This is a genomic window from Pseudonocardia sp., assembly GCF_025965585.1.
In the GTDB taxonomy this organism is placed as follows: domain Bacteria; phylum Actinomycetota; class Actinomycetes; order Mycobacteriales; family Pseudonocardiaceae; genus Pseudonocardia.
Window position 1 is genome coordinate 1 of record NZ_JAOPWR010000389.1, and the last position, 2,985, is coordinate 2,985.

Genomic DNA, 2,985 nt, shown 5'->3' on the forward strand with positions numbered 1-2,985 from the left:
TCGGGCGGCGGCAGCACGACGGTGTCGTGGGTGTCGCCGAACCAGCGCACCCGGTAATGCACCGGGCCCGGTCCGGTCAGCACCGCGACGATGCGACCCCACCGCCACATCCGCTCGAACGGCGGCCCCGCCACCACGAGCCAGTCACCGACCGGTGGTTGCTCGTGCCGCACATCCTGCTTCTCGTCCATGACTCCAGGCTCGGCCACGACCCCGTTCGCCGGGTAGCACCGGAGGGCTCCCCCGGCAGGGACCGATGGACCCGGACCGGCGGGACCGATGGCGCTGGCGGCCGGTCCGTCCGGACGGAAGCCTCGGTCGTGCAAGCCCACCCGTCGAGGAGCACGCTGATGATCGCCGACACCGTGGACCGCAGGACCATGCGCAGCGCCGTGGAGCTGGCCTGCCATGCGCCGTCCGTGCACAACAGCCAGCCCTGGCGGTGGCGCATCGGCGACCGCAGCGTCCACCTGCTCGCCGACCTGCGCCGTTGGCTGCCCGCGACCGACGCCGACGGCCGTGACCTCGTGCTGAGCTGCGGCGCCGCGCTGCACCACCTGCGCGTCGCACTCGCCGCGTCCGGGTTGCGCGCCACGGTGCACCGCCTGACCAACCCGGACGAGTCCGACCACCTGGCCGCCGTCGAGCTGGTCCCCGGCGTGCCGCCCGACGTCGATCTCGGCCTGGCATCAGCGATCGCGCGTCGACGCAGCGACCGCCGCAGCTTCTCCACCTGGGAGGTGCCCGACGCGATGCTCGCCGAGCTGACCGGGTTCGCCGCTCAACAGGGAGCGGTGCTCACCCCGGTCACCGACCGCGCCGCGCGCAGGCGGCTGGGCGCCGACATCGCGCTGGCGACGGCCACCCACGCCCGGACGCCGGGCTACGACACCGAGACCACCGTGTGGACCGGCCGCGCAACCGGCGACGACGGCATCCCCGCGGCGAACCTGCCACGAGTACCCACGGCCGGTACGACCGGCGGTTCGCCACCGGCACGATCGGGCAACCGACGGGAGCCCACGAGGCGGACGGCGCCCTGTTCGCGGTGCTCGGCACGGCGTCGGACGACACGCTCTCGCAGCTGCGCGCTGGCGAGGCGCTGAGCGCGGTGACCCTGCACGCGACGTCCGTCGGCCTGGCGTCCTGCCCGCTGAGCCAGGTGCTCGAGATCGACGCCACCCGCCGCTCGCTGCGCGACGACGTGCTCGGCGGCGCGATGTCCCCACAGGTGGTGCTGCGGCTGGGCTGGGCACCGCCGGTCCCGTTGCCCGCGACCCCGCGCCGGCGGGTCCGGGACGTGATCGAGCCGTTCCCGACCCGCTGACCCGATCGGGGCAGGAACATCTCAGGGCAGGGGCACCCGCCAGCTCAGCCGCGTGCCGTGCTCGGGCAGCGGCACCACCGCGAGCGTGCCGCCGCACTCGGCCGCGCGCTCCTCCAGGTTGTGCAGGCCGCTGCGCGCGGCGACGAGGTCGATCCCGATCCCGTCGTCGACGACCTCGACCAGCAGCTCGGTTCCCGCCTCGACGGTGACGGTGACGGCCGCCGGCCGCCCGTGGCGCACCGCGTTGCTGATCGCCTCGCGCACCACCGCGACCACGTGCACCCCGATCTCGTCCGGCACCAGCGCGTCCACCGGCCCCGACGTCCGCACCGCCGGGGAGACCCCTGACCCCACCGCCGCCTCCGCCGCGATGTCGAGGATGCGCCTGCGCAGCTGCGCGGACTCGCCACCGACGGTGTGCAGATCGAAGATGGCCGTGCGGATCTCCCGCACCGTGGTGTCGAGCTCCTCCACGGCGTGCCCGATTCGCTCCTGCACCACCGGGTCGTCGCTGCGCCGCAGCGTGCTCTGCAGCTGCAGGCCGGTGGCGAACAGCCGCTGGATGACGTGGTCGTGCAGGTCGCGGGCGATGCGGTCGCGGTCGGCGAACACGTCGAGCTGGCGCTGCGCGCGGTTCTTCTCGCCCAGCTCCAGTGCGAGCGTCGTCTGCTCGGCGAACGACGTCAGCAGCGGCACCTCGCTGTGCTGGAAGCGCGGGCCGCCGACGCGACGCAACGCCAGGAGCACGCCGGTCACCGTGTCCTGGGAGCGCAGGGGCACCGCGAGCGTCGGCCCGTAGGTGGGCGGGTCCGCGGTCGCCAGCGTGGCGGGTGCGGCGGCGACGAGCACCGCGGCCCGGCCGTCGACGACCTCCCGCAGCAACGAGTCACCGGCATCCAGCGGGCGCCCGAGCAGGCCGGGCGCGTCGGCCCCGCACTCCGCCCGGACGACGAACTCGCCGTCGTCGGGACCCGGTCCCAGCACGATCAGGGTCGCGTCGGAGCCGGTGAGCTCGAGGGTGCGCTGCGCGATCAGCTGCAACGCGTCCGCGTCACTCGCGCCCGACAGCAGCTCCGACCGGATCTCCGCCGACGCCTCCAGCCACTGCTGCCTCAGCCGGCTCTGTTCGAACAGGTCGGCGTTCTGCACCGCGATCCCGGCCGCGGCGGCGAGCGCCTCGACGACCACCTCGTCGGCCGGGGTGAACTCCGCCCCGCCCCGCTTCTCGGTGAGGTAGAGGTTGCCGAACACGGCGTCGCGGACCCGCACCGGAACCCCCAGGAACGTCCGCATCGGGGGGTGGTGGGGCGGGAAGCCCACGGACGCATCGTGCGCGGCGAGGTCGGGCAGCCGCAACGGCCGCGGATCGAGGATCAGCTGGCCCAGCAGCCCCTTGCCCTCGGGCAGCGCCCCCATCCGCGACCGGGTCTCGGAGTCCACACCGACGTGCAGGAACCGCGCGATCCCGCCGTCGGGGCCCAGCACCCCCAGCGCCCCGTAGCGGGCGTCGACGAGGTCGACGGCCGACTGCACGATGCGGCGCAGGGTGGTGTCGAGCTCGAGGCCCTCGCCCACGGCGATGACGGCACCCAGCAGGCCCTGCATCCGGTCCCGGGTCGCGATGATCTCGGTGATCCGCTCCTGCACCTCGCTCAGCA

Annotated in this window: 4 protein-coding genes; 2 read left to right on the forward strand and 2 right to left on the reverse strand. The window is 74.4% G+C overall.

What is annotated here, in order from left to right; all coding sequences use genetic code 11:
- Positions 1-191: DUF1918 domain-containing protein (locus tag JWR81_RS24140; RefSeq protein ID WP_297657522.1), on the reverse strand; the 191-nt coding region annotated here is incomplete at its 3' end.
- A gap of 159 nt (positions 192-350) precedes the next feature.
- On the opposite strand from JWR81_RS24140, the gene JWR81_RS24145 reads away from it, so the two are divergent.
- The gene (locus JWR81_RS24145) at positions 351-1,106 is read left to right on the forward strand and encodes a hypothetical protein (protein WP_297657525.1); all 756 of its coding nucleotides are present in this window, start codon (positions 351-353) and stop codon (positions 1,104-1,106) included.
- A 5-nt stretch (positions 1,107-1,111) separates the two neighbouring features.
- On the forward strand, positions 1,112-1,327 hold the full coding sequence (locus JWR81_RS24150; protein ID WP_297657528.1) for a hypothetical protein: 216 nt from the start codon (positions 1,112-1,114) through the stop codon (positions 1,325-1,327).
- A 21-nt stretch (positions 1,328-1,348) separates the two neighbouring features.
- Here JWR81_RS24150 and JWR81_RS24155 read toward each other — a convergent pair.
- On the reverse strand, positions 1,349-2,985 hold a 1,637-nt coding region (locus tag JWR81_RS24155), incomplete at its 5' end, for a GAF domain-containing sensor histidine kinase (RefSeq protein ID WP_297657529.1).